Annotated in this window: 29 protein-coding genes; 9 read left to right on the top strand and 20 right to left on the bottom strand. The window is 75.5% G+C overall.

The annotated features are described in order from the left end of the window. The first annotated feature begins 136 nt into the window (after positions 1-136). Positions 137-727, top strand: a complete 591-nt coding sequence (locus E9529_RS02190) for a hypothetical protein (protein ID WP_236829465.1) — start codon at positions 137-139, stop codon at positions 725-727. A gap of 105 nt (positions 728-832) precedes the next feature. Here E9529_RS02190 and E9529_RS02185 read toward each other — a convergent pair whose 3' ends face one another. Next, complete coding sequence (locus E9529_RS02185) at positions 833-1,261, bottom strand: iron chaperone (RefSeq protein ID WP_236829464.1); 429 nt, start codon at positions 1,259-1,261, stop codon at positions 833-835. 170 nt (positions 1,262-1,431) lie between these two features. Between E9529_RS02185 and E9529_RS02180 the strand changes: the two genes are divergently transcribed. Continuing rightward, the gene (locus tag E9529_RS02180) at positions 1,432-1,626 is read left to right on the top strand and encodes a hypothetical protein (protein ID WP_236829463.1); all 195 of its coding nucleotides are present in this window, start codon (positions 1,432-1,434) and stop codon (positions 1,624-1,626) included. A gap of 5 nt (positions 1,627-1,631) precedes the next feature. Here E9529_RS02180 and E9529_RS02175 read toward each other — a convergent pair whose 3' ends face one another. Next, entirely contained in the window at positions 1,632-2,276 is a 645-nt protein-coding gene (locus E9529_RS02175) for a LysE family translocator (protein WP_308195245.1), read from the bottom strand. A 60-nt stretch (positions 2,277-2,336) separates the two neighbouring features. Then, positions 2,337-2,933, bottom strand: coding sequence for an antibiotic biosynthesis monooxygenase (locus E9529_RS02170; protein WP_236829462.1), 597 nt, complete (start codon positions 2,931-2,933; stop codon positions 2,337-2,339). Between the two features lie 120 nt (positions 2,934-3,053). On the opposite strand from E9529_RS02170, the gene E9529_RS02165 reads away from it, so the two are divergent. Then, positions 3,054-3,770, top strand: a complete 717-nt coding sequence (locus E9529_RS02165; protein WP_236829461.1) for a M50 family metallopeptidase — start codon at positions 3,054-3,056, stop codon at positions 3,768-3,770. Between the two features lie 76 nt (positions 3,771-3,846). Here the strand turns inward: E9529_RS02165 and E9529_RS02160 are convergent, their stop codons facing one another. Then, a complete protein-coding gene (locus E9529_RS02160; protein WP_236829460.1) occupies positions 3,847-6,207 on the bottom strand; it encodes a glycoside hydrolase family 65 protein in 2,361 nt (786 codons plus the stop codon). After that, positions 6,204-6,947 carry a beta-phosphoglucomutase family hydrolase gene (locus E9529_RS02155; protein ID WP_236829459.1) on the bottom strand — a complete coding sequence of 248 codons (744 nt, stop codon included), beginning with the start codon at positions 6,945-6,947 and terminating at the stop codon, positions 6,204-6,206. The genes E9529_RS02160 and E9529_RS02155 overlap by 4 nt, the downstream gene beginning before the upstream one ends. Positions 6,948-7,112: 165 nt before the next feature. Between E9529_RS02155 and E9529_RS02150 the strand changes: the two genes are divergently transcribed. Together E9529_RS02150 and E9529_RS02145 are read left to right on the top strand one after the other, a co-directional pair. Beyond that, the gene (locus tag E9529_RS02150) at positions 7,113-7,658 is read left to right on the top strand and encodes a YbhB/YbcL family Raf kinase inhibitor-like protein (RefSeq protein ID WP_236829458.1); all 546 of its coding nucleotides are present in this window, start codon (positions 7,113-7,115) and stop codon (positions 7,656-7,658) included. Between the two features lie 153 nt (positions 7,659-7,811). Continuing rightward, entirely contained in the window at positions 7,812-8,693 is an 882-nt protein-coding gene (locus E9529_RS02145) for a class A beta-lactamase-related serine hydrolase (protein ID WP_236829457.1), read from the top strand. A gap of 14 nt (positions 8,694-8,707) precedes the next feature. Here E9529_RS02145 and E9529_RS02140 read toward each other — a convergent pair whose 3' ends face one another. Then, positions 8,708-9,517: a GNAT family N-acetyltransferase gene (locus E9529_RS02140; RefSeq protein WP_236829456.1), complete on the bottom strand. Its 810-nt coding sequence runs from the start codon at positions 9,515-9,517 to the stop codon at positions 8,708-8,710. A 113-nt stretch (positions 9,518-9,630) separates the two neighbouring features. Between E9529_RS02140 and coaA the strand changes: the two genes are divergently transcribed. Next, the gene (gene coaA, locus E9529_RS02135) at positions 9,631-10,593 is read left to right on the top strand and encodes a type I pantothenate kinase (protein WP_236829507.1); all 963 of its coding nucleotides are present in this window, start codon (positions 9,631-9,633) and stop codon (positions 10,591-10,593) included. A 203-nt stretch (positions 10,594-10,796) separates the two neighbouring features. Next, on the top strand, positions 10,797-10,988 hold the full coding sequence (locus tag E9529_RS02130; protein ID WP_236829455.1) for a DUF5999 family protein: 192 nt from the start codon (positions 10,797-10,799) through the stop codon (positions 10,986-10,988). A gap of 69 nt (positions 10,989-11,057) precedes the next feature. On the opposite strand, the gene E9529_RS02125 is transcribed toward E9529_RS02130, so the two are convergent. From E9529_RS02125 to E9529_RS02070, 12 genes are all read right to left on the bottom strand, one after another. Further along, entirely contained in the window at positions 11,058-11,642 is a 585-nt protein-coding gene (locus tag E9529_RS02125) for a DinB family protein (protein ID WP_236829454.1), read from the bottom strand. Positions 11,643-11,732: 90 nt separating this feature from the next. Continuing rightward, positions 11,733-14,774 (bottom strand): aminomethyl-transferring glycine dehydrogenase, encoded by a 3,042-nt coding sequence (gcvP, locus tag E9529_RS02120; RefSeq protein ID WP_236829453.1) that lies wholly within the window; start codon positions 14,772-14,774, stop codon positions 11,733-11,735. 53 nt (positions 14,775-14,827) lie between these two features. Continuing rightward, entirely contained in the window at positions 14,828-15,370 is a 543-nt protein-coding gene (locus tag E9529_RS02115) for a MerR family transcriptional regulator (RefSeq protein WP_236825939.1), read from the bottom strand. A 235-nt stretch (positions 15,371-15,605) separates the two neighbouring features. Next, on the bottom strand, positions 15,606-16,097 hold the full coding sequence (locus tag E9529_RS02110; RefSeq protein WP_236829452.1) for a bifunctional nuclease family protein: 492 nt from the start codon (positions 16,095-16,097) through the stop codon (positions 15,606-15,608). Positions 16,098-16,213: 116 nt separating this feature from the next. Further along, the gene (locus E9529_RS02105) at positions 16,214-16,948 is read right to left on the bottom strand and encodes a MerR family transcriptional regulator (protein WP_236829451.1); all 735 of its coding nucleotides are present in this window, start codon (positions 16,946-16,948) and stop codon (positions 16,214-16,216) included. 76 nt (positions 16,949-17,024) lie between these two features. Further along, complete coding sequence (locus E9529_RS22520) at positions 17,025-17,540, bottom strand: FHA domain-containing protein (protein ID WP_091932657.1); 516 nt, start codon at positions 17,538-17,540, stop codon at positions 17,025-17,027. A 259-nt stretch (positions 17,541-17,799) separates the two neighbouring features. Further along, on the bottom strand, positions 17,800-18,204 hold the full coding sequence (gene gcvH, locus E9529_RS02095; protein ID WP_236829450.1) for a glycine cleavage system protein GcvH: 405 nt from the start codon (positions 18,202-18,204) through the stop codon (positions 17,800-17,802). A 90-nt stretch (positions 18,205-18,294) separates the two neighbouring features. Further along, positions 18,295-19,077: a DUF881 domain-containing protein gene (locus E9529_RS02090; RefSeq protein WP_236829449.1), complete on the bottom strand. Its 783-nt coding sequence runs from the start codon at positions 19,075-19,077 to the stop codon at positions 18,295-18,297. Next, positions 19,074-19,406 (bottom strand): small basic family protein, encoded by a 333-nt coding sequence (locus E9529_RS02085; RefSeq protein WP_091932660.1) that lies wholly within the window; start codon positions 19,404-19,406, stop codon positions 19,074-19,076. The genes E9529_RS02090 and E9529_RS02085 overlap by 4 nt, the downstream gene beginning before the upstream one ends. A gap of 4 nt (positions 19,407-19,410) precedes the next feature. Continuing rightward, the gene (locus E9529_RS02080) at positions 19,411-20,310 is read right to left on the bottom strand and encodes a DUF881 domain-containing protein (RefSeq protein ID WP_236829448.1); all 900 of its coding nucleotides are present in this window, start codon (positions 20,308-20,310) and stop codon (positions 19,411-19,413) included. Next, positions 20,307-20,975, bottom strand: coding sequence for a CDP-alcohol phosphatidyltransferase family protein (locus tag E9529_RS02075; protein ID WP_236829447.1), 669 nt, complete (start codon positions 20,973-20,975; stop codon positions 20,307-20,309). Before E9529_RS02075 ends, E9529_RS02080 begins: the two co-directional genes overlap by 4 nt. A gap of 110 nt (positions 20,976-21,085) precedes the next feature. Next, positions 21,086-23,167: an elongation factor G-like protein EF-G2 gene (locus tag E9529_RS02070; RefSeq protein WP_236829446.1), complete on the bottom strand. Its 2,082-nt coding sequence runs from the start codon at positions 23,165-23,167 to the stop codon at positions 21,086-21,088. A 156-nt stretch (positions 23,168-23,323) separates the two neighbouring features. On the opposite strand from E9529_RS02070, the gene E9529_RS02065 reads away from it, so the two are divergent. Both E9529_RS02065 and paaI read left to right on the top strand, forming a co-directional pair. Continuing rightward, entirely contained in the window at positions 23,324-23,524 is a 201-nt protein-coding gene (locus E9529_RS02065) for a hypothetical protein (RefSeq protein WP_236829445.1), read from the top strand. Further along, positions 23,524-23,955 carry a hydroxyphenylacetyl-CoA thioesterase PaaI gene (gene paaI / locus E9529_RS02060; RefSeq protein WP_236829444.1) on the top strand — a complete coding sequence of 144 codons (432 nt, stop codon included), beginning with the start codon at positions 23,524-23,526 and terminating at the stop codon, positions 23,953-23,955. The genes E9529_RS02065 and paaI overlap by 1 nt, the downstream gene beginning before the upstream one ends. A gap of 13 nt (positions 23,956-23,968) precedes the next feature. Here paaI and E9529_RS02055 read toward each other — a convergent pair whose 3' ends face one another. Then, positions 23,969-24,589, bottom strand: a complete 621-nt coding sequence (locus tag E9529_RS02055; protein ID WP_236829443.1) for a TetR/AcrR family transcriptional regulator — start codon at positions 24,587-24,589, stop codon at positions 23,969-23,971. After that, positions 24,586-25,914 (bottom strand): phenylacetate--CoA ligase PaaK, encoded by a 1,329-nt coding sequence (paaK, locus tag E9529_RS02050; RefSeq protein ID WP_236829442.1) that lies wholly within the window; start codon positions 25,912-25,914, stop codon positions 24,586-24,588. The genes E9529_RS02055 and paaK overlap by 4 nt, the downstream gene beginning before the upstream one ends. Positions 25,915-26,005: the final 91 nt, after the last annotated feature.

Genomic DNA, 26,005 nt, shown 5'->3' with positions numbered 1-26,005 from the left:
CATGGCCGCTGCGCGCGTGGCCGGACGTGCCGACCGGTGTCGTCATCGGCACCCGGGACCGGTGCTTTCCCCCGGAGTTGCTGCGCCGGCTGACCGCCCCCGGCGTGCGTCCCCGTGCCGGGTGATGATCGAGGGCATGCCCCGCTCCTGGACCCACGTCGGCCGCTGCTGGACCAACGGCGAACCGTTCCTCGCCCTCGACGGCGACCTGCTCCCGCACTGGCGGGGCATGAGCGAGCAGGCGTACGAGGCCCTGGTGCCCCGGCTGGGCTACCAGCTGACGGGCATCCCCCTGGACGGCGGAAGCGCGGCGCTGGTGCTCACCGACCCCGAGGTCGGCGACGAGGGCTGGCTCGAGGTGTTCCGCGCCGACGACGGCAGCGTGGCCGTCGTCCAGGCCGCCGCCGAGGACTACCGCACCGCGCTGGACACCGCGCTGGCGTTCCCCGTGACCGGTGACCAGGTCGGGGACGCCGTCGCCGTGCCCAGCGGCCGGCTGGCGTTCATCAGCGCCGCGCTGGACGGCACCGGCGAGGACGGCGCCTTCCTCCTGCCCGAGTCACCCGGCCCGACACCGCGCTCGGCCGCGCTGGAGGAGGGCGCTGCCACCGACGCGAGCCCGCTGCTCGTCGTCGCCCCCGGAACCTTCCGGCTGTCGGTGCTGTGGCGCACGGAGCTCGACCAGGAGGCGTCCTTCGCCCGCTGGCTGTTCACCCGCGAGGAGTGACCGCTCAGGCGATGAGGCCCACGTCTCGCGGCTGCCGGCCGAGCTGGAGGCGGCGAACCGGGTGCAGGTCGCGCTGGTGGGGCACGACGCCGGGCTGGTCTGAGCTCAGCGCACGGCGCGCCGCACCAGCGCGCCGATCTCCGCCTCGGCGGCGTCGGTCATCTCCGTCAGCGCCCAGGAGGTCGGCCACATCCCGCCGTCGTCGAGGGCGGCGCTGTCGTTGAAGCCGAACACCGAGTAGCGCGTGCCGTCCATCTCCCCGCTGCGGAAGAAGCACACCACCGTGCCGCTGCGGGCGTAGGCCGGCATGCCGTACCAGAGCTTCGGCGCCAGCTCGGGCGCGGCGGCGGTCACGACGGCGTGCACCCGTTCGGCCAGCTTCCGGTCGCCGGCCGGCATCGAGGCGATCTTGTCGACCACGTCCTGCGCCTCGGCCGCCGCCCGGTCTGCGCCGCGACCGCGCCGCCGCGACGACCGCACCTCGGCGGCCCGCTGCTGCACCGCCTCGCGTTCCTCCGCCGATAGATCCGCCATGTCCCGCCCCTCCCGTTCCGCGCTCCCGCAGGCACCCTGCCCGCTCCCGGCACGCTAGCGAGGGCTCCGGCCCGCGGACTTCTCGATTCCTGACCACCCGCAGCGGGTTCGCCTGCGCGGCGCACCGGGTAGGCGTCGGCGGACCGTGCCGCCGAGACGCTGGAGGATCCGTGACCGAGGCCCGTCCCGACACCGAGGAGCACCACGAGCCGGGCGGCACGCCCTCGCCCGGCCCCGCGGACCTGACCGACCGGCCGGTCACGCCCGGCACGGACGACGACGGCGGGGCCCGCGCGGTCCCCGGCGCCTACGAGGCCGACGACGCGGAGCGCGAGCGGGGCAAGGCGGTCAAGCCGGGCGGCTGAGCGCCTCACCGGCTGGAGACCGCCACCCGCAGCCCCAGCGCGACCAGCACCGTGCCGCTGGCCGCCTCCAGCCGTCGCCGCACCCGGGGACGGCGGAACCACCGGCCCGCGCGCGCCACCGCGGCGGCCAGGGCAAGGTAGAGCCCGGTCTCGACGACGACCTGCAGCAGCGCCAGCACCGCGGTCGTGGCGAGCACCGGGCCGTCCGCCGGCACGAACTGCGGGTAGAACGCCAGCATGAAGACGGCGGCCTTCGGGTTGGCCAGCTGCACCAGCAGCCCCTCGCCGAACGCCGCCCACCACCCCCGGCGGGGCAGCCGGAACTCCTCCGGGCCGGCCGCCGGCGCGCTCCCCCGGTCGCGCCAGGCCGCCCGCCAGGCGCGCAGCCCGAGGTAGAGCAGCACGCCCGCCCCGACGACCCGCAGCACGAGGTAGGCGACCTCGGACGCCGCGACGAGGGCAGCAAGGCCGGCGCCCGCCGCCAGCGCCCAGAGGTAGAGGCCCAGCTCCAGCCCGAGCACCGTCGGCACCGCGCCGCGCAGCCCCCGCAGCGCCGCCCGCCGGAGGATCAACGCCATCGCCGGACCGGGCGTCGCCGCCATGAGCAGCACGGCCACCAGGAACGCCGGCAGCCACGCGAGCACCTCCACGCGGCGATGGTGGCAGGCGCAGGCCGGGCCGTCGACGCTGTTAGGCCGGGAAGCCGCTGCTCAGCGGTCCCGCCAGCGCCGTCCCTGCAGCCACCACTGCAGGCGCGCGGTCATCCACGGCAGCAGCAGGTAGGTCATCAGCGGCGTGAGAGCCAGCGTGATGGCCAGCACCCGCAGCACCACGTGGACGTCGGCGAGCGCCGCGCCCAGCGTCACCGTGGCGAGCAAGTTGACCGGGAAGAACACCAGCCAGATCGTCACCGCCTGCTTCCAGCGGGGCGGGGCGGGGACGGCCGGCGGCGGGTCGACGACCTCGGCGACGGGCGAGTCGAACCAGCCCTCGATCCCGGTGCGCCGCTCGGTGCGCGTGACCTCGGCCAGGCCCTGCGCCGAGCGCAGCCACCACTGCCGCTCGGCGGACGCCTCCCACGCGGCCAGGGCAGGCTGGTCGGCGAACCGGACGAGCATGTGCCACTCGTCCGCGTCACGCCGGGAGCGCACCCAGCCACCGCCCAGGAAGCCGGGGAAGCCCTCCGCCATGCTCAGACCGGCGCGGATCCACGCCGTCATCTCCCGCGTGTGCGCCGGGTCGGCGCGCCGCGTGAAGGACACCGTCACCGGGAGGTCGTCCCGGATGAGGGCGGTGCTCGTCGTCATGCGTCCAGGATCGCCCGGATCCGGGGTCGCTGTGTCCCCCGCGGCGGTGTGAGCCCTGCCTCGGCCGACACCCCGGCCACTCCCCCGCCGCCGCCCGGTCCGTGCGGTTGACTGCCGGGCGTGGAGCTCCTCGGCCGCTTCTGGGCCCGCGTGACGGCGACGGCCCCGGAGCTCCCGGTGGAGTGGATGCTCGGCACGGCCGCGGTCGCCGCGCTGCTGGTCCTCTCCCCCGCGCTGTGGCGGCCGGCCCGGAACGTGGTGACGATCGCCCACGAGGGCGCGCACGGCCTGGTGGCGCTGGCCGCCGGGCGCCGGCTCGCGGGCATCCGGCTGCACTCGGACACCTCGGGCCTGACCGTCTCCGCCGGCCGCCCGACCGGCCTGGGCATGGTGCTCACCTGCGCCGCGGGGTACACCGGGCCGGCGCTCTTCGGGCTCGGCGCCGCGGCCCTGCTGGCCGCCGGGCACGCCGTCGGGCTGCTGTGGGCGCTGCTGCTGCTCCTGGCGCTCCTGCTGGTGCAGATCCGCAACTGGTACGGGCTCTGGTCGGTGCTGGTCACCGGCGGCATCGTCTTCGCCGCGACGTGGTGGCTGCCGCCCACCGGCCAGGTCGTATTCGCCGCCGTCGCCACCTGGTTCCTGCTCCTGGCCGCGCCGCGGGCCGTCGTCGAGCTGCAGCGCGCCCGCCGCCGGCGGGGCGCCCGCGACTCCGACGCCGACCAGCTGGCCCGGCTCACCCCGTTCCCCGCGCTGGTCTGGGTCGGCGTGTTCCTGGCCGTGGACGTTGGTGCCTTGGTTCTGGGCGTGAGTTGGTTGCTCGACGGCACCACCGGCTGAGCCGGGTCGATGTTGGGGATAACGGTAGTAGGCGAGGCAGGGCGCCGCTCCACCACGTCGGGGCGTGGTGGAGCGGTCAGCCGCGCGAGCGGCGCCGCGGCTCGCAGCCCGGCGGCTGGCGCACCGGCTCGACCTCGGGTGGCGGCGGCAGCTCCAGCACCACGTCGTCGTGGTCGATCCGCACCTGGCGGCCGTGGTGCCGGATGTCCAGCGGGTCGCCGTCCACCAGCCGGTAGGTGGCCCGGTCCCGTTCGACGGTGACGGTGAGCTTGCGGCCGCGGTAGACCACCCGGAACCGCAGCCGGCTGATCCGCTCGGGCAGCCGCGGCGCGAAGGCGAGCTCCCCGCCGTGGTCGCGCATCCCGCCGAACCCGGCCACCGCGACGGTCCACCCGCCGGCCAGCGAGGCGATGTGCAGCCCGTGACCGGAGTTGTGGTGCAGGTTCTGGATGTCGGTCAGCGCCGCCTCGGCCCAGTACTGGTGGGCGAGCTCGAGGTGGCCGGTCTCGGCCGCGACGACCGCCTGCTGGGTCGCCGACAGCGAGGAGTCCCGGGTGGTGCGCTGCTCGTAGTAGGCGAAGTCGGCGATCTTCTCCTCGAGCGTGAAGGCGTCACCGCGCAGGTGCAGCGCCATCACCAGGTCGGCCTGCTTGACCACCTGCTTCCGGTACAGCTCGAAGTAGGGGTAGTGCAGCAGCAGCGGGTAGTGCTCGCGCGGCGTGGCGGCGAAGTCCCAGTCCTCGTGGTGGGTGAACCCGTCGGACTGCATGTGCACCCCGTGGCGGGTGTCGTAGGGCACCGCCATCAGCGACGCCGCCCGCAGCCACTCCTCCACCTCCTCGTCGGTGACCCCGAGCCGGCCGGCCACCAGGGGCTGGCGGGCCACCGCGGCCGCGGCCTCGCGCAGGTTCCGCTGGGCCATGAGGTTGGTGTAGACGTTGTTGTCCACCACGGCGGTGTACTCGTCCGGCCCGGTGACGCCGTCGATCCGGAAGCCGTGCTCGGCGTCGAAGTGTCCCAGCGACGCCCACAGCCGGGCGGTCTCCAGCAGCAGCTCGGCCCCGTAGTCGCGGTCGAAGGCGTCGTCCAGCGTGGCGTCGTAGTACCGGATGACCGCGTCGGCGATGTCGGCGTTGATGTGGAAGGCCGCCGTGCCCGCCGGCCAGTAGCCCGACGTCTCCTCGCCGCGGATCGTCCGCCAGGGGAAGGCCGCCCCGCGGAGTCCGAGCACGCGGGCCCGCTCCCGGGCCAGGCCGAGGGTGGTGTGCCGCCAGATGAGCGCGTCGCGGGCGGCGTGCGGGGCGGTGTAGGTGAGCACCGGGAGCACGTAGGTCTCGGTGTCCCAGAAGGTGTGCCCGTCGTACCCCGGGCCGGTCAGCCCCTTGGCCGGGATCGGCTGCCGCTCGCCGCGCAGCCCGGCCTGCAGGACGTGGAACATGCCGACCCGGACGGCCTGCTGGAGCTCGTCGTCGCCCTCGATCTCGACGTCGGCCTCGTCCCAGTGCTGGGCCAGCAGCTCCCGCTGCTCGCGCAGCAGGCGCTCGAACCCGGCGAGCTTGGCCGTCGCCAGCGCGGCTTCCACCTGGTCGCGCAGCGCCGGGCTGGACCGCCGGGAGGACCAGCCGTAGGCCAGGAACTTGACCAGCTTCAGGGACCCGCCGGGCGGGATGCGCGCCGCGAGCGTGTACCGGGCCAGATCGCCGCCGGCCTCGATGTCCTCGGTGGCGCTGTCGGGGATGTCGATGACGTGGTCCATGCCGGCCGCCAGCCGCAGCCGGCTGCGCTTGGTGCGGTGCACCAGCACCGCCCGCCGGCCGCGGCCGGCGGCGAGCTCGCAGTCCAGCGGACGGGCAAGCGCCGCGGCGCCGCGCGGGTCGCGGTCCCCGTCCGGCGCGCCGTCCTCGTTGGCCAGCAGGTCCGACTGCAGGGCGACGTAGAGGTCGCCGAGGTCGTCGGTGACCTCCACCTGGTACTCGATCGCGGCGATCGACCGGCGGGCCAGCGACACCAGGCGGGTGCTGCTGACCCGCACCGACCGGCCGCTGGGCGAGCGCCACTCGGTGGACCGCCGCAGGACGCCGGCACGCAGGTCCAGCGTCCGCCGGTGGTCGATGACCTCGCCGTAGTTGAGGTCCAGCGGCGAGTCCTTCACCAGCAGCCGGATCAGCTTGCCGTCGGTCACGTTGACGACGGTCTGGCCCTGCTCGGGGAACCCGTAGCCGGCCTCGGCGTAGGGCAGCGGCCGCTCCTCGAAGAAGCCGTTGAGGTACGTGCCCGGGACGACGACGGGCTCACCCTCCTCCAGGGAGCCCCGCATGCCCAGGTGGCCGTTGGCCAGCGCGAACACCGATTCGTGCACCCCGAGGCTCTCGTGGTCCAGACCGACCTCGGTGAGCGACCAGGGCTCGACCGGGAAGATCGCCCGCCCCTCCGTCACGGCCGGTCCAGCAGCTCGTCGAGGTCGGTCACGACCACGTCGGCGCCGGCCTCGCGCAGGGCCTCGGCGTGCCCGACCCGGTCGACGCCGACGACGTGCGCGAAGCCACCCGCCCGGCCGGCGGCCACGCCGGCCAGGGCGTCCTCGAAGACGACGGCCTGCTCCGGCGTCACCCCGAGGGCGTGCGCGCCGGCGAGGAAGGTGTCGGGCGCCGGCTTGCCGGCCAGGCCCCGCTCCCGGGCGACGACGCCGTCGACCCGGGTGTCGACCAGGTCGGCGAACCCGCCGGCGGCGACGACCTGCTCGCCGTTGGCCGACGCGGTCACCACCGCGGTGGCCAGCCCGGCCTCCTTGACGGCGCGGAGGTAGCGCACCGACCCCTCGTACACCTCCACGCCGTGCTCCTCGAGCTCGCGCTGCACCAGGTCGTTCTTGCGGGTGGCCACCCCCTGCACCGTCTCGGCGTCCGGCGGGTCGCCGTGCTCCCCCTCGGGCAGCACGATGCCCCGGCTGGCCAGGAAGTCGCGCACGCCGTCGGCGCGGGGCTTGCCGTCGACGTACCGGTTGTAGTCGTCCTGCGTGAACTCCCGCGCGGCAGGGTCCCGCGAGCGCAGGAAGGCGTCGAAGGTCCGCTTCCAGGCCGCCATGTGCACGGTGGCCGTCCGGGTGAGGACCCCGTCGAGGTCGAACAGGCAGGCCCGGACGCCGTCGGGGAGGCCGACCGATCGCGAGGTGGACACGTCGCGACGCTACCGGCGCCGGGCGTCCCGCACGTCCCGGGAGCCCGTCGGCGCCGGTCCCGACGGGCGCCGGGCGGCGGCGCTGCCTAGGGTCCGACGGGGGCGCTCCGGCGGCCCCGACCAGCCACGACGTCCAGGGACACGACTTCCAGGGAGAGGACCACCATGGCCGACCGGCCCACCCCGCCCAACCCCTACGACTTCCTGCCGCAGGTGCCGGGCTTCACCGTGACCAGCAGCGACGTCTCCGACGGGCAGCCGATGCCGATGCCGCAGGTGAGCGGTGTCATGGGCGCGGGCGGCGAGGACCGCTCGCCGCAGCTGGCCTGGTCCGGCTTCCCCGAGGGCACCCGCAGCTTCGCGGTGACCGTCTTCGACCCCGACGCCCCCACCGCCAGCGGGTTCTGGCACTGGGCGGTGGCGAACATCCCGGCGTCGGTGACCGAGCTGCCGGCCGGTGCCGGTGACCAGGACTCCCCGCAGCTGCCCGAGGGCGCGGTGCAGCTGCGCAACGACGGCGGCTTCAACGGGTACGTCGGCGCCGCTCCCCCGCCGGGTCACGGGCCGCACCGCTACTTCGTGGTGGTGCACGCCGTCGACACCGACCGGCTCGACGTCGACGCCGGCACCGCCCCGGCCGTGCTGGGCTTCAACCTTTTCTCGCACACGCTCGCCCGGGCCACCCTGGTCGCCACCTACGAACAGCAGTAGCAGCAGGCGCCGCCGCTGCGCAGCCGTCCGGTCGCGCAGCGGCACGGCCACCCCGGCGGGTCCGGGCGCCGCGCCGCGCGCGGTAGATCCGGCCCCGGCCGGGGAAGTTATCGGGGCGTGTCCCATCCGGTTGCCCGATACCGGTCCCGTGCCGTGGCCCTCCCCCTGGTGACGGCCGTGCTCGCGGTCGTCCACCTGCTCGCGCTGGAGGGCTTCCGCCCGGGGCGCGCGGCGGCCGGTGGGGAACCGCCGGCCGCGCTGGTGGCCGACGCGGTGCAGGCGTACGGGGCGACCGGGACGCTGGCGGTCGTGGTGGACCGCCAGCACAGCCGGATCAGCGAGGGCAGCATCCGTGCGGCCGAGGCGCGCGCGCTCCGCGAGCGCGCGTGGGGCGCCGGGAACGGTGCGGTGGCCGACCGGCCCTTCCCGACCGCGTCGATGGTCAAGCTGTTCATGGCCGAGGACATCCTCACCCGAGCGCGCGCCGGCTCCATCGCGCTGGGGCCGGCCGACCGCGACCTGCTGCGCGAGATGATCCGCCGCTCCGACGACCCGGCCGCCTCCGCGCTCTGGGTCCGGTACGACGGCGGGCAGATGGTGCGCGACGTCGCCGACCGCTACGACCTCGAGGGCACCGGCCCCCCACCGGCGCGGATCCCCGGGCAGTGGGGCCAGGCGGTCACGACGGCGCACGACCTGGCCACCTTCCTCGCCCGGCTGCCGGTCGTCGCCCACCCGGAGGACGCCGCGACGCTGCTCGGCTGGATGCGGGAGGCGACGCCGGTGGCCGCGGACGGTTTCGACCAGCAGTTCGGGCTCTTCGGCACGCTGCCCGCGGAGCCGGCGGTCAAGCAGGGGTGGATGTGCTGCGTCGGCGGGCAGCGGCACCTGCACTCGGTGGCGGTCCTGGGCTCCACGGTCGCCGTCCTGCTCAGCGAGGTCCCGCGGTCGGTGGGCTACGACGCCGCGCGCGCGGCCCTCACCGCCGCGGGCGCGGCCCTCGCCGCCGGGAAGACCGTCCCGAGCCACCGGTGAGCCGGCGACCGGGCTCAGGCCTGCGGTGGCTCGGCGACGGCGGTGGTCGCGATCCAGGCGAAGCCGATGCGCTCGTAGACGCGCGCGACGTCGTCGTCACCCGCGGCCAGGAACACCAGGTCCGCGCTCTCCCGGGCGTGCGCGGTGAGCGCCGAGGCCAGGCCGGCACCCAGGCCGCGACCGCGCAGCCGCGGCAGCGTCGCGACCCCGACCACCTCGCTGACCTCGGTGCCCTCGACGTCGACGGGCTGGTGCGAGCCGACCGCCACCGGCCGGCCGTGCTCCATGGCCACCATCATGACCGTGCGGCCCTCGGCGATCCGCTCCCGCAGGACCGCCGTGCGGCGCTGCGCCTCGGCCGACTGCTCCGGCGGCACCTCGGGCGCGTCGGTGACCCCGCCGGGGTGGGCGAACGCGAGCGCGGCCACGTGCTGGTAGAGCGGCAGCCCCGGGTCGTCGGCGCCGACGAGGAACAGCCGGATCCCGGCCGGGAGGACGACGTCGACCGGGTCGTCGGCCACCAGCAGCGGCAGCTCCTCGACGGCCAGACCCGCGGCGCGGGCGGCCACCGCCACCTCGGGCGAGCACTCCGGGATCCACTCCAGGGCCGCCGGCAGCCCCGCCGCCCGCTGCAGCGCGACCGCCGCGCGGACGTCGTCGGCGCTCACCCGCGCGCCACCGCCCCGGGGCCGGGCCGGGTAGGGCCAGGCGGGATCGGCGATCGGGACGTCCAGCGCCCCGGCGGCCTGGATCCGCGCATCCGGCTGCGGCGCGACGGCGAAGTAGCGCTCGATGCACTCGAGCAGCCCCGGGCGGGAAGGCACGGGAGAACACTAGCCCCGCTCTCCGCCGCCGAGCCGCCGCCGGCCCTCCGCGGCCCGGCCGCACACCCGCCCGGGTGACCCGCGCGCAGGCCGCCCCGGGTGCGGACGGCACCATGGGGCCCGTGACGGCTGGGACTCGTGGCTCCATCTCGCCCTACGCGGTGTTCGACCGCGACTCGTGGCGGGCGCTCGCGGCCGGCTCGAGCCTGCCCCTCGACGCGGCCGAGCTGGAGGACCTCGCCTCCCTCGGGGACCGCATCGACCTCGACGAGGTGGCCACCGTCTACCTGCCGCTGGCCCGCCTGCTCAGCCTGCACGTGACGGCCAGCCGCCGGCTGTGGGCCGCGCAGAGCGACTTCCTGGGCGACACGACCGCCAAGGTGCCGTTCGTCATCGCCGTCGCCGGCAGCGTCGCCGTCGGCAAGAGCACCACCGCGCGCCTGCTGCAGACGCTGCTCGCGGCCACCCCCGGCGTCCCCCGGGTCGACCTGGTGACCACCGACGGCTTCCTGCTGCCCAACGCCGTGCTGGAGGAGCGCGGCCTGCTCGGCCGCAAGGGCTTCCCCGAGAGCTACGACCGCCGGGCGCTGCTGCGCTTCCTCGCCGACGTGAAGTCCGGCCGCGAGGAGGTGTTCGCGCCGGTCTACGACCACCAGTCCTACGACATCGTGCCCGGCCGGGTGCAGGCGGTGGACCGGCCCGACATCCTGGTGCTCGAGGGGCTCAACGTCCTGCAGGCGGGCCGCCGCACCGACGGGTCGGCCCCGGAGATCTTCCTGTCGGACTTCTTCGACTTCTCGGTGTACGTCGACGCCGCGGAGGCCGACATCCAGCGGTGGTACGTCGAGCGGTTCCTGGCGCTGCGCCGGACGGCGTTCCAGGACACCACCGCCTACTTCCACCGGTTCGCCGACCTCACCGATGACCAGGCCCGGGAGACCGCGCTGGGCATCTGGTCGGCGGTCAACGGCCCGAACCTGCGGGACAACATCGCGCCGACCCGGTCGCGGGCGCGCCTGGTGCTGCAGAAGGCCGCGGACCACGCGGTGCGCCGGGTCCTGCTCCGCAAGCTCTGACCGGTCCCACCCGTCCGACCTGCGGGGATGCCGGCGCCGCGGGCCGGCATGGCAGGACCTGCCGACTCCTCCGGGTGAATTGGTGACCCAGCTCACCCGCCGGCGCTTCAGCCGGGAGGCGAACCTGCCGAATCCACTCCTCGGACGAGCACGGTGCGCAACCCGCACCGGCCGACGAGGACACCGGACGAAGAGGAACCGCCATGTGCCACCACGTCACGCCCTGCCCCGACGCCACCAGCGAGGCGCGCGACCTCGCCGCCGTCCTCCGCAGCCGACCCGAGCAGGGCTGGCGCCTGCTGTGCAACGGCGTCGTCCTGTTCGACGACGACGGCGCGCTGCTCCCCGACGGCCGGGCCGTCCCCGACCACCACGTCTGGCTGACCCCCGCCTGAGAAAGGACCTCGTCCTCCCCACCCCTCGCGCGCTCGGTGCGGTGCCCTGGACGAGGCCTAGCCGGCCGGTCAGCGCGCCGCGGCGTCCCGGGCGACCTGCTCGATCAGCTCGCGGTGGGCCGACCACCAGGCCCGGTCCACCTCCGGCAGGTTGCTGCCCCCCGCCCGGAGCCCCGCCGCCCCGTCGATCAGCTCGCGCACGATGTCGGCGTGCCCCGCGTGGCGGTGCGTCTCCGCGACGACGTGCACCAGGACCTGGTGCAGCGTGACGTCGCGGCGACCGGGCCCCCACCACGGCACGTGCCCGGGGGCGTCGAGCGGGAGCGCGCCGATCGTCGCGTCGGCATGGGCCCAGGCCCGCCGGTAGCCGTCCACGACCTGCTCGCGCGTCTCGTCCGCCGTGGCCCACAGGTCCCAGTTCGGCTCGCTGCCGTCGTCCTCGATCCAGGCCTGCGCCTCCGGGACCGGCCGGCCGAAGACCGCCCCGAGGTAGCCCTGCTCCACGAACGCCAGGTGCTTGACCAGGCCCAGCAGGTTCGTGCCGGTCGGCGTCATCGGCCGCCGGACGTCGTACTCGGGAAGCCCCTCGAGCTTCCAGAGCACGGCGTCCCGGCCGGCCTGGAGGTCGCGCCGCAGCGCGGTCTTCGCGTCCACGGGCGCCACCCTGCCACCAGGGACCGGCACAGCACCCTGGGAGTGGCACGGCCCCCGTCCCGGGGCACGCCGCGGGACGGGGGCCTCCCGCTAGGCCGGCGCGCCCACCACGTCGGCTGCGGTGCCGAGGTCGTCGGGGTGGCCGGCGCCGCGGCCGGGCACGGCTCCGTCCGCCGCCGGCGGGTGCGCGCCGAAGTCGTGCTCCTCGAAGGCCTCCGGGGAGGGGCAGGAGCAGACCAGGTTGCGGTCGCCGTAGGCCTGGTCGATCCGCCGCACCGGGCTGAGGTAGCTGCGCCCCTGCAGGCTGCGCACCGGGTAGACCGCCTCGGTCCGCGGGTAGGGCCGCTCCCACTCCCCCGCCAGCATGGCCAGGGTGTGCGGCGCGTTGCGCAGCGGGTTGTCGGTGCGGTCGTACTCGCCGGTCGCGACCTTCTCGATCTCGGCGCGGATGGTCACCATCGCCTCGACGAAGCGGTCGAGCTCGGCCTTGTCCTCGCTCTCGGTCGGCTCGACCATGAGCGTCCCGGCCACCGGGAAGCTCATCGTCGGCGCGTGGAACCCGAAGTCGATCAGCCGCTTGGCGATGTCGTCGTTGGTGATCCCGGTCGCCTTGGTCAGCGGCCGGATGTCGAGGATGCACTCGTGGGCCACCAGCCCGTCGGCGCCGGTGTAGAGCACCGGGTAGTGCTCCCGCAGCCGGGCCGCCACGTAGTTCGCCGCGAGGATCGCGTGCTGCGTCGCCCGGGTCAGGCCGTCGGGCCCCATGAGCCGCATGTACGCCCAGGAGATCGGCAGGATCCCCGCCGACCCCCACGGCGCCGCCGAGACGACCGGGCCCGAAGCCCCGGTGCCCACCACGGGGTGCCCCGGGAGGAACGGCAGCAGGTGCTCCCGGACGGCGACCGGCCCGACACCGGGACCGCCGCCGCCGTGCGGGATGCAGAAGGTCTTGTGCAGGTTCAGGTGGCTGACGTCGGAGCCGAACCGGCCGGGCCGGGCGAGCCCGACCAGCGCGTTGAGGTTGGCCCCGTCGACGTACACCTGGCCGCCGGCGTCGTGCACCGCGGCGCAGATCTCCTGGATGTCGGTCTCGAAGACGCCGTGCGTCGACGGGTAGGTGATCATGATCGCGGCGAGCCGCTCGGCGTGCTGCCCGACCTTGGCGCGCAGGTCGGCGACGTCGACGTTGCCGGCCTCGTCGCAGGCCACGACGACCACCCGCATGCCGGCCATGACCGCGCTCGCGGCGTTGGTGCCGTGCGCCGAGCTGGGGATCAGGCAGACGTCGCGGTGCTCCTCGCCCCGCGCGCGGTGGTACCCGCGGATGGCCAGCAGCCCGGCGAACTCCCCCTGCGAGCCGGCGTTGGGCTGCACGCTGACCCCGGCGTAGCCGGTCACCTCGGCGAGCCCGGTGCACAGCTCGTCGATCAGCTGCCGGTAGCCGCGGGCCTGCTCGGCCGGGGCGAAGGGGTGCAGGTGCGCGAACTCCGGCCAGGTGATCGCGGCCATCTCGGTGGCCGCGTTGAGCTTCATCGTGCACGAGCCCAGCGGGATCATCGTGCGGTCCAGCGCCAGGTCCTTGTCGGACAGCGAGCGCAGGTAGCGCAGCATCGCCGTCTCCGAGCGGTGCGCGGAGAACACCGGGTGGGTGAGGAACGGCGTCCGGCGGCGCAGGCCGGCCGGGAGCGCGTCCGCGCCGTCGTCGTCGAGCGCGGCGTCGTCGGCAGCAACCCCGAAGGACTCCGCCACCGCCCGCAGGACCTCCTGCGTCGTCGTCTCGTCGCAGGCGACGGCGACGGTGTCGGCGTCGACCCGGCGCAGGTTGATCCGCCGCTGCGCCGCGGCGGCGACGACCTCGTCGGCCCGCCCGGGCACCGACACCGCGAGGGTGTCGAAGTAGTGCTCGTGGACCGGCTCCAGCCCGCCGGCGCGCAGCCAGCCGGCCAGCACCGTGGCGGCGCGGTGCACCCGGGCGGCGATGGCGGTCAGCCCCTCCGGCCCGTGGTAGACGGCGTAGGCGCCGGCGATCACAGCGAGCAGCACCTGCGCGGTGCAGATGTTGCTGGTCGCCTTCTCCCGGCGGATGTGCTGCTCGCGGGTCTGCAGCGCCAGCCGGTAGGCGACGTCGCCGTCGGCGTCGACCGACACCCCGACGAGCCGGCCGGGCAGCTGGCGGGCCAGCCCCTCGCGCACCGAGAGGTAGCCGGCGTGCGGGCCGCCGTACCCCATGGGGACGCCGAAGCGCTGCGTGGTGCCGCAGGCGACGTCGGCACCCCACTCCCCCGGCGCCTCCAGCAGGGTCAGAGCCAGCAGGTCCGCGGCCACGACCACCGCCGCCCCCGCCTCGTGCGCGGCGGCGGCCAGGGCCCGGTGGTCGCGGACCGCGCCGCTGGCACCCGGGTAGGACAGCAGCACGCCGAACGCGCCGGCCTCGGGCAGGTCGGTCGGCCAGCCGGCGGAGAGGTCGGCGACGTGCAACGCGATGCCCAGGGGCTCGGCGCGGGTCTGCAGCACGCCCAGGGTCTGCGGCAGGGTGTCGGCGTCGACGACGAATACCGCGTCGCCCTTCGCCCGCCCGGCGCGCCGCACCAGCGTCATCGCCTCGGCGGCCGCGGTGGCCTCGTCCAGCATCGAGGCGCCGGCCACGGGCAGACCGGTGAGGTCGGCGACCGTCGTCTGGAAGTTGATCAGCGCCTCGAGCCGGCCCTGGCTGATCTCGGGCTGGTAGGGCGTGTAGGCGGTGTACCAGGCGGGGTTCTCCAGGACCGTGCGCTGGATGACCGGCGGGGTCACCGTGCCGGAGTAGCCCAGGCCGATCATCGAGGTGAACACCTCGTTGGCCGCGGCGCGCTCGCGCAGCAGCGCCAGGACGGCGGCCTCGCTCTCCGCGGGCGGCAGGTCCAGCGGCGCGCGGTCGCGCACCCCTTCGGGGACGCAGGCGTCGACCAGCGATTCCAGCGACGGGTGGCCGACGGCGGCGAGCATCGCCGCCGTGTCGTCCGGCCGTGGCCCGATGTGCCGGCCGGCGAAGGCCCCGGCGGGGTCGAGGGACGTCAGGGAAGGGAGCGATCCGGACAGCGGCGGGAGGGTCTCCCCCACCGGTCCGGCCGCGTTCTCAGCACGGTCGGCCACTGCTCGAACGCTACCAGCGGGAGCCCCCGGCGACCGGGGACCCGGAGAGCGGCCTAGGCGGTGGCCGCGCGGCGCCGGCGGCGCATCGACAGCTCGTCGTCGGACGGCACGACCTGGCCGCCGTCGATCCGCTCCGCGGGCAGCTCCGCCAGCTCACCGGAGAGCTCGCGCAGCGCCCCGGAGACGGCGATGCCGAAGACGCCCTGGCCACCGGCGAGCAGGTCGACGACCTCCTCGGCGGAGGTGCACTCGTAGACCGTGGCGCCGTCGGAGAAGAGCGTGACGTTGGCCAGCTCCTTGACGCCGCGCTGGCGGAGGTGGTCGACGGCCTTGCGGATGTTCTGCAGCGAGACCCCGGTGTCGAGCAGCCGCTTGACGACCTTGAGCACGAGGATGTCGCGGAAGGAGTAGAGCCGCTGGGTGCCCGAGCCGGTGGCGCTGCGCACGGACGGCGAGACCAGGCCGGTGCGGGCCCAGTAGTCGAGCTGGCGGTAGGTGATGCCGGCAGCGGCGCAGGCGGTCGGGCCGCGGTAGCCGACGAGGTCGGTGTCGACCTCGTCGTACTGCGGCGCCCCGACGGCGGCGTCGCTGAACAGCTGACCCTGCGAGCCGTTGCCCTGGTCGCTCACGTCCAGCGTCCTCCTCAGTCCCGCCTCGGCTGGGGCGGGTAGACGGCCCGGCACCCCATGCCCTCAGGTGTCACACCGTTGTCGTTCGCCGACGGTAAGCCGGGCCCGGAGGCCGGTCAACTGAGAGGAGCGGCGTGTCGCCACACCAGCCCCATTTCGGGTGACGGATGCGGCGCGCCTGCCGATAGGTACCCGTTGGGGGCTATGCGGGGCCGCCCCCGGAGCCGGACCCGGCGCCGAAGTCCTCCGGCGAGATCTGGTCGAGGAACTCGCGGAACTTCTCGACCTCGTCCTCCTGCTCGTCGGGGATCTCGATCCCCACCTCGTCGAGCAGGTCGTCGGCGCCGAAGATCGGCGCACCGGTGCGCACGGCCAGCGCCACCGCGTCCGAGGGGCGGGCGCTGACCACCCGCTCGTCGCCGAACACCAGCTCGGCGATGTAGATGCCGTCGCGCATCTCGGTGATGTTGACCGCCTCGAGCTCGGCGCCCAGCGTGCGCACCACCTCGCGGAGGAGGTCGTGGGTCATCGGGCGGGCGGGGCGCACGCCCTGCTGCTCGAAGGCGATGGCGGCCGCCTCGACGGCACCGATCCAGATCGGCAGGTACCGCTCCCCCTGCGTCTCCTTGAGCAGGAGGATCGGCTGGTTGCCGGGCAGTTCGACGCGGACGCCGACGACTCTGAGCTCCTGCACGGTGCGGCTCCCTCGGCTGCGGCCCGGGGTCGGGCGGGACGGTGTGGTCAGGCGGCCGGTGTCTCGTCGGCCGCGCCGGGCGGGGCCGGGCGGCGACGCGTCAACGGTACGCCCGCTCAGGGACGGAGGAGCTCCCGCAGGCGCGTCTCGAGCAGGGCGGTGTGCAGCTGCGCGGAGAGCGCCGCCAGTTCCTGCAGCTTCTCGGTGGCGCGGGTGCGCGCCTCCTCCGAGCGGGCCCGCAGCACCGGGGCGACGAGCTGCTCGACCAGCCCGGCCTCCCGCTCGACGGCGCTGCGGTACACCCGCAGGTGCCGCGGCTCGATGCCGTGCCGGGCGAGCCCCGCGGCCGCGCGCGCGATGGGCAGGTCCGCCGCGGGGTGCCGGCCCTCGTCGTCGGTGGTCAGCAGCCCGAACTGCACGCAGTCGGCGAGCTGCCCGGGCTCCAGCCCCGCGGCCCGCGCGAACTGCTCGGCGGTCAGCGGGGCCGTCGTCCCCTTCTCCGTGGAGGCGGGGGGCAGCGGCGCGGAGCCGCTGCCGGTGCCGGGGAGCGGCTCCCCGCGGTCGAGCGCGTCGAGGTGGTCCTTGATCACCCGCAGCGGCAGGTAGTGGTCCCGCTGGGCGGTGAGGACGTACCGCAGCCGGCTGACGTCGGCCCGCGAGAACTTCCGGTACCCCGACGGCGTGCGCTGCGGGTGCACCAGGTCCTCGGACTCGAGGTAGCGGATCTTGCTGATCGTCACGTCGGGGAAGTCGTCGCGCAGCACCGCGAGCACCTCACCGATGGTCAGGCGCGGCGCGTGCTGGTCGCCGGCGTCCCCGAGCGCTGGTTCGCGCCCGGGCACGGCGGTCACGCCCCTCTCTCCCCGGGACCTCGTCCAGAGGTCCCGCTCCGCGGATCCCACGTGCGGGCGGTCACCGGTCGGTGCACTAGCGAGCGGCGGGCTCGCCCGTGCGCGGGCCGGTCAGGTACACCAGGCGGAACTTGCCGATCTGCACCTCGTCGCCCCCGGCGAGGGTGGCGACGTCGACCGGCTCCCGGTTGACGTAGGTGCCGTTGAGGCTGCCGACGTCGTGCACCGAGAAGCCGCCGCCCTCGCGGTGGAACTCGACGTGCCGGCGGCTGACCGTGACGTCGTCGAGGAAGATGTCGCTGTCGGGGTGCCGGCCGGCCGTGGTGACGTCCTGGTCGAGCAGGAACCGGCTCCCGGCGTTGGGGCCGCGCTTGACCACCAGCAGCGCCGAGCCGGCCGGCAGCGACTCCACCGCGCCCGCGTGCGCGTCGGCCGCCTCCACCGCCTCGGGCTGGTCGCCGGTGTCCTCGCCGCCGACCTTGGGGATCACGCTGGTGGCCTCACCCACGCGCTCCGGGGAGAGCGCCGCACCGCACTGCGCGCAGAAGCGACTGCCCTCGGGGTTCTCGTGGCCACATCGAGTGCAGTGCACGTTGCGTCTCCTCCGGTGCGAGGGGCCCGCCGCGGACCGATTGGCCGCGGGCGGCCGGCGGACGGTGGGCCGGGCGGCCCTCCGTGGGTCGGCCGCCGCGGGTGGGCGGCGGACCGTGGGTCATGGAACCAGCCGGTCGGCCCGAGGGTCAACCGGACGGGCGGGGCCGGGGGGCGGCTTCGCCGCAGGTCCCCCGCTGTTCTGCACCCCGCGACGATCATAGTGAGCGACCGCCGGGGCCAGCCTCCCGGCGGGCCGGTCACGAGCCCTCGACCACCGCCTGGTAGGCGTCGGCGTCGAGCAGCTGGCCGATCGGGTCGCCGCCCTCCCCCGGGACCGCGATGTCGACCAGCCAGCCCTCGCCGTAGGGGTCGGCGTTGATCGTCTCGGGCGCGTCGGACAGGCGGGTGTTCACCGCCGCCACGACGCCGGTGACGGGCGCGTAGACGTCGGAGACGCTCTTGGTCGACTCCACCTCGCCCATCGGCGTGCCGGGGGCGACCTCGGCCCCCACCTCGGGCAGCTGCACGAAGACGATGTCCCCGAGCGCGTCCTGGGCGTGGTCGGTGATGCCGACCCGGACGACGGTCGACGTGCCGTCCGTCCCCTGCACCAGCGCCCACTCGTGCTGGTCGGTGTAGCGGCGGTCGTCAGGCGTGGCCATGCGGCGGTCGTCTCCCGGGTGAGGTGATGGAACGGCCTCGGTGCAGGGGCCCACCTCGAGCGGAGCGAGAGGTGGGGGGCACCGAGGTCCTTATTCGGTGTCGGGCGCAGCGTATTGAGGGCGGTCCAGGGGCCGCAACGCGTCCACCACGAGCTCCGGGGATCCGGTGATCTCGACCGACCCGCCGCGCCGCTCGATGCGCTGCACCACCCCGCCCGGGATGTTCATGGCCGTCTCCATCCCCTGCGGGTCGCCGAGGACGACGAACTCGTAGGGCGAGCGCAGCGGCGTCCCGTCGACCACGAGCTCGCCGGGCGCGCCGGTGACGGCGGTGGAGTGCCCGATCCGGACGTCGTCGACCTGCATGGTCTCCGCGCCCGCCCCGCGCAGCTCCTGGACCACGTCGATCAGGTCGGACACCTGGACGGTGCCCGCCGGGTCCCGGACGGTGAGGGTCATCCCCGGCCCCTGCGCCGCGAGGGTCCCGTTGAGGATGCCGAGCCTCTCGGCGCGCTGGCGGGCCTCCTCGAGCGCGGCACCGGTCTGGCTGCCCGAGCCGTTGAGCTCGCGCAGCGCGGCCCGCTGCTCGGCCAGCTGCGAGCGCAACCGCTCCTCGCGGCTGTCGAGCTCGTCGAGGATGCGGACGAGGTCCTCCTCGCGCGCGCCCGCCAGCACCTGGGCCTCGTCGGCGTTGCGCACCTGCACGGCCAGCGCGAACCCCAGCAGCAGGGTGAGGACGCCGATCAGCGTCGCCGCGAGGGGGTCGCGCCGCCGGCGCCGCGCCGGGGGCGGCTCCCCCGCCGGTCCCGGGCCGGCCGGTCCCGCGCCCGGGTTCTCCTCGCCGGGCGGATCGGGCCGTTCCGGACCGGTCATGCGCGGAAGACGTGCCGGCGGATGGCGGCGGCGTTGCCGAAGATGCGGATGCCCAGGACGACGACGACCGCCGTCGACAGCTGCGCGCCGACGCCGAGCTGGTCGCCCAGGAAGACGATGAGCGCGGCCACCACCACGTTCGACACGAACGAGATCACGAACACCTTGGCGTCGAAGATGCCGTCGAGGCGGGCGCGGAACCCGCCGAAGACGGCGTCGAGGGCGGCGACGACGGCGATCGGCAGGTAGGGCTGCAGCCAGAGCGGGACGGTGGGGTCGAAGACCAGGCCGAGCAGGACGCCGGCCGCGAGGCCGAGGATCGGGATCACGACGTCAGCCTCCGGGGCTGGGCTCGGTGCCGGGGGCCCGGCGGGAACTGACGACCTCGGCGGAGCGGAGCTCCGGCGGGTTGGCGGCCGGCAGGGACAGGTCGTCCTCCTCGCTGAACAGGAACTGCAGCCCGGTGGCCGCGGCGAACTCCGCGAGGTCGCGCACCTGGGGGTCGAGCAGGAAGTTCTGGGACAGCGCGTCCGGGTCGCCGACGGCGCGGATCCGATAGGGGCTGGTGACCGGGCGGAAGTTGACCAGGACCGCCTCGCCGGCGAACCGGATGGCGCTGGTGGGGCCCAGCCGCTGGCCGTTGACGCTGATCGCCTCGGCACCGGCGCCCCAGAGCGCGTTGACCACCAGCTGCAGGTCGCCGTCGGCCACCTGGACCGCCTCGCTCCCGGCCGCGCCGGTGCCGAGCGGGTCGTCGTCGGCGTCGGGCTCGGCGTTGGCCAGGGTGACCAGCAGCCCCGGCCCCGTGACGGGGACGGCGGCGGTGCCCTGCTCGGCGCGGGCCAGGGCGTCGAGCGCCCGCTGCCCCACCGCGGTCGCGGCGAGCAGCTCGTCGCTGGTGCGGCTGACCTCGGCGCGCACCTCCTCCAGGCGGGCGGCCAGGTCGTCGGAGACCGCCGACTCGTCCTGGATGTCGTTGACCAGCGCCTCGCGGATCTCCTGGCGGCCCTCCGCGCGGGCGGCCGCCTGGTCGTAGGTCACCGCCGCCAGCAGGCCGGCCGCTGCCATGGTGAGCGCGACCAGCACCCGGCCGCGGCCGCGCCGGGGCGGATCCTCCCCGGCACGACGGGCGGCAGCTTGGGCGTACGCGGGGTCGAGGGTCTCCGCGAGGACGTCGTCGAGGAGCGAGGCGCCCAGCGAGCGGATGCCGCCGGGCGGGCGTGCACCGGTCACGGCGGGCCCTGGCGGGCCGCGGCGCGGTCCGCGGCGACCAGGCCGACCACCTGCACGGTGTAGAAGGCGGCGGCCAGCAGGTAGAGGGCGGTGCCCCAGATGGTGAGGGCCCAGGCGAAGGGTTCGGCGACGGCGGCCAGCGTGCCCTCCCCGTCGGCGATCAGCAGCACGGGGAACGCGTAGAGGAGCAGGAGGGTCGCCGCCTTGCCCAGGTAGTGCACCTGCAGCGGCGGGTAGCCGTGCGCGCGCAGGACGAGCAGCAGCACGCCCAGCAGGAGCTCCCGGCCCACCAGGAGGGCCACCAGCCACAGCGGCACGACCTCGCGCAGCGCCAGGGCGACCAGGGCCGAGACGATGTAGAGCCGGTCCGCCGCGGGGTCCAGCAGCGCCCCGAGGCGGCTGCCCTGGTCCAGCCAGCGGGCGAGCTTGCCGTCCAGCCAGTCGGTGAAGCCCGAGACCATGAGGACGACGAGCGCCCAGCCGTCCTCCTCCGGCCCGAGGAGCAGCCACAGGAACAGCGGCACGCCGAGCAGCCGCAGCACCGACAGGGCGTTGGGCAGGGTCCAGACCCGGTCCGGGAGGGCCGCGCGGTCGGGCAGCGGCACCCCGGTCGTCCGGGGCGGGGGGACGGGTGCGGCAGCCGACGGCCCGTTCGACGACGTCACGTTCCCTCCAGTCCCAGCGCAGCGTGCCCGAGGCTAGTAGAAGGACCCCTTGCCCCCCACCGCTCGCAGGCTCGCGGCGAGCCTCCGGACGGGGCGGGCCGCCGCGGGGGTCAGGCCGGGACGGCCACCGCCGCCGGCGCCGGCTCGTAGCCGAGCGGGCGGCGGTCGAAGCTGCCGGTCCCGTGCGTGACCGACCGCAGGACGCCCGGGTAGCCGAGCAGCTCCACCTCGGGCACCTCGGCGCGCACCGTGGCGCGGTCGCGGCCCGGGTCGGCCTCGCTGCCGGTCACCCGCGCCCGCCGGGACGACAGGTCGCTCATCACCGCGCCGACGTGCTCGCCGGGCACGTGCACCTCGATCTCGCACCACGGTTCGAGCACCTGGGTGCCGCCCGCGGCCACGAGCTCCCGCAGCGCGAGGGCGCCGGCGGCCTGGAACGCGGCGTCGGAGGAGTCCACCGAGTGCGCCTTGCCGTCGACGAGGGTGACCCGGAGGTCGACCAGCGGGCGGTCCCCGTTGACGCCGCGGGCCGCCTGGGCGCGGATGCCCTTCTCCACGCTGGCGTGGAACTGCCCGGGCACGGTGCCGCCGACGATGCGCTGCTCGAAGACGATCCCCGAGCCCGGCCCCCCCGGCTCGCCCTCGACGACGACGACCGCGTACTGCCCGTGCCCGCCGGACTGCTTGACGTGCCGGCCGGTCACCCGGGCCGGGCCGCGGAGGGTCTCGACCAGCGGCACCCGCACCGGCACCGTGGTAACGGCGACGCCGTGCCGGCTGCGGAGCCGCTCCAGCAGCACCTCGGCGTGCGCGTCGCCGACGCACCACAGCAGCAGCTGCCCGGTGTCGGCCCGCCGCTCCAGCCGGACGGTGGGGTCCTCGGCGACGAGGCGGGCCAGCGCGGTGGCCATCCGGTCCTCGTCGCCGCGGGAGGCGGCCTCCACCGCGACCGGCAGCTGCGGCACCGGCAGCTCCCAGGGCGGGACCAGGCGCGGCTCCTCCGGCGAGCTCAGCGTGTCGCCGGTCTCCGCCGTCGTCAGGCGGGCGACCGCGCAGACGTCGCCGGCCGGGCACGCCGCCACCGGCCGCAGGGCGGCACCGAGCGGCGAGGTGAGGACGCCGATCCGCTCGTCGGCGTCGTGGTCGGGGTGGCCCCGCTCGGCCATGCCGTGGCCGGAGACGTGCACCGCCACGTCCGGCCGCAGGGTGCCGGAGAAGACGCGCACGAGGGAGATGCGGCCGACGTAGGGGTCGGTGGTGGTGCGGACGACCTCGGCGACCAGCGGCCCCTCGGCGTCGCAGCCCAGCGCGGGCGCGGGCGCCCCGTCGGGCCGGGTGACCGGCGGGCAGCCGTGCTCGGTGGGCGAGGGCAGCGCGGAGACGACGAGCTGCAGCAGCTCCTCGGTGCCCACCCCGGTGAGCGGGGCGGCGCAGACGACGGGGTGGAAGTGCCCGCGGGCGACCGCGGTCTCCAGGTCGGCGACCAGGTCGGGGACGGAGAGCTCGTCACCGGCGAGGTAGCGCTCCATGAGCGTCTCGTCCTCGCTCTCGCCGATGATCCCCTCGATCAGCTCGGCGCGGAGGCGGTCGGCGTCGTGGTCGCCCACCCGGTCGGGGTCCACGTGCGGCTCGAGCAGCGAGACCAGCCCGCGGGCCGCCCCGTCGGGGCCCCGGTCGACCAGGTGCATCGGGTACACGCCCTCGCCCAGCATCAGCTGGCAGAGGCGCACCGCCTCGTCGACGTCGGCGCGCGGCCGGTCGATCTGGGTGAGCACGACGGCGCGCGGCATCCCCACCGCGGCGCACTCCTCCCACAGCTGGACGGTGGCGGCGTCCACACCGCTGACCGCCGAGACGACGAAGAGCGCCGAGTCGGCGGCCCGGAGCCCCGCGCGCAGCTCGCCGACGAAGTCCGGGGAGCCGGGGGTGTCCAGCAGGGTGATCCGGTGGCCCTCGTGCTCGACGGTGGCCACGCCGAGGGCGATCGAGCGCTGCTGGCGGATCTCCACCTCCTCGGTGTCGAGGCAGGTGGTGCCCTCCTCGACGCGGCCGGCGCGCGGGATCGCCCCGGTGGCCACCAGCAGCGCCTCGGCGAGGGTCGTCTTGCCGGCGCCGGCCCGGCCGACCAGGGCCACGTTGCGCACCTGCGCGGCCGGGCGGGGCGCGGGGGCCGGCGGGAAGTCCTTGCCCATGGGTGCCTCAGCCGCCGAGGCCGGTCGGATGGATGGTGCGAGCTGCCACGACGCCTCCCGGGTGCCGGTGTGTCCTGCGTCACAGCCTGCCCGGCGGGCGGGCGGTGGACAAGACCCCCGGCAGCCCGCGGCCCAGCCAGGACGCATGCTGGGGGCATGACCAGCGACCACGCGGCCGGCCGCGACCAGGCCTCCGGCCGGGCGCACGCCGTCCTCCGCAGCACCGCCGACCTCCCGGCGCCCTGGGCCGGCATCTGCGGGGCGTCGGTCGGCGTCGTCCAGGGGGCGTGGGACGGCCCCCGGGGCCGCGGCTCGGCCGACCCCTGCCCCGACTGCGTCCGGCTCACCTCGCCCTGATGGACGGCCCCGGTCCCCAGCGCGTCGCGGAGGAGTCCGTCCGCCGCTACCTGGCCGGCGACGCCGCGGCGCGGGCGCTGGGCGTCACCGTCAGCTCCGTGGCCCCCGGCGCCGTCACGGCGCACATGACCATCCGCCCGGAGATGCTCAACGGCCACGGCACCGCGCACGGGGCCGCGCTGTTCGCCGTCGCCGACATCGCCTTCGCGATGGCCTGCAACTCGCACGGCCCGGCGGCGGTGGCCCGGTCGTGCGGCATCGAGTACCTCGCGCCGGCCCGGGCCGGCGACGCCGTGACCGCGACCGCGGTCGAGCGTTCCGTCGCCGGGCGCGGGGGCATCTACGACGTCGCCGTCACCCGGGACGCCGACGGCCTGCTGCTCGCCGAGATGCGCGGGCACAGCCGGCTGCTGCCGCCCGGCGCCGGCTGAGCCCGGCGGCGCGTCAGCCGCCGGCCGCCCGCCGCGTCCGCAGCCCGGCGAACGCCGTGGTGACGACGGCGTCGGCGAGGTCGTCGGCGGAGAGGCCGCCGTCGGGCCGGTACCACTCGGTGAGCGAGTTGACGGTGCCGAACAGCAGCCGGCTGGTGACGGCGGGGTCGACGTCCGGGCGGACGTCCCCCTCCCCCTCGGCGGCCCGCACCAGGTCGGTGACGATGCGGTCGAAGCGGCGGCGCCGCTCCAGGGCGGCCTGCTCGACCGCGGAGTTGCCGCGCACGCGCAGCAGCAGGGTGACGAACGGCAGCTCGGCGGCGAGCACGCGCACCGAGCCGCGGACGACGTGCTCGAGGCGGTCGATGGCCGGCCCCGTGGTCGCGCCCGGCTCCCCGGTGACGGCGAAGAGCGCGTCGAGGGCCCGGTCCAGCGCCAGCCGGAGCAGCTCCACCTTGCTCGGCACGTGGTGGTAGATCGCCGACTTGGTCACGCCCAGCCGCGCGGCGAGCTCGTCCATGCTCGTGGCGTCGTAGCCCCGCTCGTTGAACAGCGCGACGGCCGTGCGCAGGAGGGAGTCCAGCGAGTGACCGGGGCGCCCCCGCCGCCCCGTCGCCGTCCCGGTCGCGGTCACGGTCGGTCGCGCAGGTCGTGCAGCCGCTTGAGCTTGCCGACGGAGCGGGGCAGCGTCTCCGGGTCGACCACCACCACGTCGATGCTGGTGCCGACGGTGTCCTTGACGGCCTGCGCCACCTCCGCCGCAGCGGGCTCGCGGCGCCCGGCCGGGGTGTCGGGGCGCGCCTCGACCCGGCAGGTCAGGTGGTCCAGCCGGCCGCGCGTGGTGAGCTCGAGGGTGAAGTGCGGGGAGAGCCCGGGGGTGCGCAGCACGATCTCCTCGACCTGCGTCGGGAAGAGGTTGACCCCGCGCAGGATGATCATGTCGTCGCTGCGCCCGGTGATCTTCTCGATCCGGCGCATGCCGGGCCGGGCGGTGCCGGGCAGCAGCCGGGTGAGGTCGCGCGTGCGGTACCGGACGACGGGCATCGCCTCCTTGGTCAGCGAGGTGAGCACGAGCTCGCCCTGCTCCCCCTCGGGCAGCACCTCGCCGGTGAGCGGGTCGACGACCTCCGGGTAGAAGTGGTCCTCCCACAGGTGCAGCCCGTCCTTGGTCTCCACGCACTCCTGGGCGACCCCGGGCCCCATCACCTCGGAGAGGCCGTAGATGTCCACGGCCTGGATGCCGAGGCGCTCCTCCAGCTCCAGGCGCATCTGCTCGGTCCACGGCTCGGCGCCGAAGATGCCGATCTCCAGGCTGGTCGAGCGCGGGTCGATGCCCTGCTGCTCGAGCTCGTCGACGACGGTGAGCATGTACGAGGGCGTCACCATGACCACCCGCGGCCGGAAGTCGGTGATCAGCTGCACCTGGCGCGGCGTCATGCCACCGGAGACGGGGACGACGGTGCAGCCCAGCGCCTCCGCGCCGTAGTGGGCGCCCAGGCCGCCGGTGAACAGGCCGTAGCCGTAGGCGTTGTGCAGCACGTCCCCGGGACGGCCGCCGGCGGCCCGGATGGAGCGGGCCATCAGGGCGGCCCAGGTGGCGAGGTCGCGCCCGGTGTAGCCGACGACGGTCGGCTTGCCGGTGGTGCCGGACGAGGCGTGCACCCGGCGGACCTGCTCCCGGGGGACGGCGAACATGCCGAAGGGGTAGTTCTCGCGCAGGTCGTCCTTGCCCGTCATCGGGAAGCGCGCCAGATCGGCGAGCTCCCGGCAGTCGTCGGGGTGCACGCCGGCCGCGTCGAAGGCCCGCCGGTGGTGCGGCACGTTGTCGTAGGCGTGCCGCAGCGACCACCGCAGCCGGTCCAGCTGCAGGGCGCGCAGCTCCTCGGCGGGCATCCGCTCCGCGGGGTCGAGCTGCTCGAGCCGCGGGGGCTCGCCGAGCCGCCGTCCGGTCGTCGTCATCGCCTGCCGTCCTCGCCGTCCACGCCGGGCGCTTGTGCCCGCCTGCGACCTGGGTCACACTATTCCTGACCGATCGGTCGGTAAAGAGGCC

Source organism: Blastococcus sp. KM273128, from assembly GCF_021698975.1.
In the GTDB taxonomy this organism is placed as follows: Bacteria; Actinomycetota; Actinomycetes; order Mycobacteriales; family Geodermatophilaceae; genus Blastococcus.
Note: the sequence above shows the minus strand (reverse complement) of the source record. Positions and strands in the feature narration are given on the sequence as shown.